The following is a 1,792-nucleotide window of genomic DNA, read 5'->3' as shown; positions in this document are numbered from 1 at the left end:
TTAATTCCTGATTTTCTCCCTCAAAGAAAGCGATTGACTCCGCATGATTACGAATGTGGGTTAGAGCATAATTATAGTTAGCCTTAAGTTCTAATTCTTCTTGAGTGATTTTATTTAAGGCTTGGTTAAAATAGATAGCAATGACGTTACCGAGAATTGTCCAAACGACTAAGATAATGGCGACAGAGGAAGAAATTGACCAGAGAATCACTAAAAAAGTGATCATATCTAGGACATTTTCTAGGGCAACGGCAAAAAAGGAGAGAGCTTTACTGGTAATCGGCTCAATTTCCTGGGATAAACGCTGATCTGGGTTGTCGATATCGGATTTAAAATTAATTCTGTAATAGGCGCGATTATGCAAATATTTGTTGAGAATCCAGTCATTGAGCCAAGCATACCAATCTAGGGCGATTCTTTTTCTGAGAAATTTAAGCAAGCCAACTAAAAGGGTGACAAAGAGCAGTCCAACCGCAAAAACTACCAAAGTTCTGACAAATTTATCAAAATCATTTTTTTCAAGGATGACATCAACTAAGTAATTACTAACAAAGCTATTGAAGGCATTTAATCCCACAACTCCTAGGATTGCCCCGATTAGTAGGATGAGCATTGCCCAAGCTTTCATCACATCGGCAAAAGTCCTTCCCCCCGATTCAGTAGGATACCAATAGGGAGCAGCGATCAGCTTGACACTGTGCCAAAATTTGCTGACATCGGAGATAATATTAGTCGTCGATCGATCTTGAGGGACTTTGGCGGACATATAGCATTTATATTTGAGTTGTGGACATTTTGCTGAAATGATTTTAGATTTTGGCTGGATTGGCGGAGTAGAAGGCAATTGGCGAAAATATAAAGCTCCCCGACAATTTTAAGGTTATTGTGCTTGAGTTGTGGTGACATGATCCCGTCGCTTTATCTGTCAGCATAGAGCGATGGCTTTCTCAGCCCCCCTGCTACTGCTTTTTTAACCCTCGTTATCTTACTACAAGTAACCATTGTTTTGATAGCTAAAGCTAGTGAGCGCTTATCAGAATACCACATATTAGCTAATTTCGTTGACCATGACAAATTTTTTTGTCTGTGATAAGATTTCGAGATACAGGTTTCACAGCAATGAGGTGCGCCGATTTTCTTCCTCGTTTCCTCAAAGCGATAACAGATTTTGCGGCATCATGGTGGTAAAGTTATGGCAGCAGCCTCAGAAAATTATGAAGAAGGAGAATTATGAAAATAGCCTAACTAAAATTTAAGCTTTTCAGAGCCATTTTGGAAAAAATGTAAAAAATTGTATCCATCACTAAAATTTATCATCCAGAATGTGCTATGAATAGCCAAACAGTCTTTTTATGGAGTATGTAAGCGGTTGCTCCCATAGCAAATCATTTTAACAATAACCACCGACTCCCTACCATTGATAATTTTTGTTTGGTCTATAGTGTTTAGTCTTTGAGGGTACTTAAATTTATGAAAAACGTTGATTATATCTCTAAACAGTAGCTCAAGTTAGAACTACTGAACTCAGCCAAACATCACCCCCATTCCAAAAATACCAGAACATCAATTAAGGAAAAGGATACTATTAATGAAAGTCGCAGAATTTTTATCTTACTTAAATAGTTTAGAAATCAAGCTTTGGCTTGAGGAAGATAAGTTAAAATATCAAGCTCCCCAAGGGGCGATGACACCAGAAATTAAGCAAGAAATCGGCACAAGAAAACCAGAAATTCTCACTTTTTTAAGAAGCGCAACAACACCGTCTAAACCCCTTGAATCGGTGATTGATCCC

General features: G+C 38.1%; 2 protein-coding genes. One reads left to right on the top strand and one right to left on the bottom strand.

Going from position 1 to position 1,792, the window contains the following annotated elements:
• On the bottom strand, positions 1–766 hold a 766-nt coding region (locus PX636_RS06080; RefSeq protein ID WP_288116497.1), incomplete at its 3' end, for an ABC transporter transmembrane domain-containing protein.
• An 822-nt stretch (positions 767–1,588) separates the two neighbouring features.
• On the opposite strand from PX636_RS06080, the gene PX636_RS06075 reads away from it, so the two are divergent.
• Positions 1,589–1,792: TubC N-terminal docking domain-related protein (locus PX636_RS06075; RefSeq protein WP_288116496.1), on the top strand; the 204-nt coding region annotated here is incomplete at its 3' end.

This window comes from Microcystis sp. M53598_WE2, assembly GCF_030067735.1.
GTDB lineage: Bacteria > Cyanobacteriota > Cyanobacteriia > Cyanobacteriales > Microcystaceae > Microcystis > Microcystis aeruginosa.
This window is presented reverse-complemented; position numbering and strand designations above follow the sequence as displayed.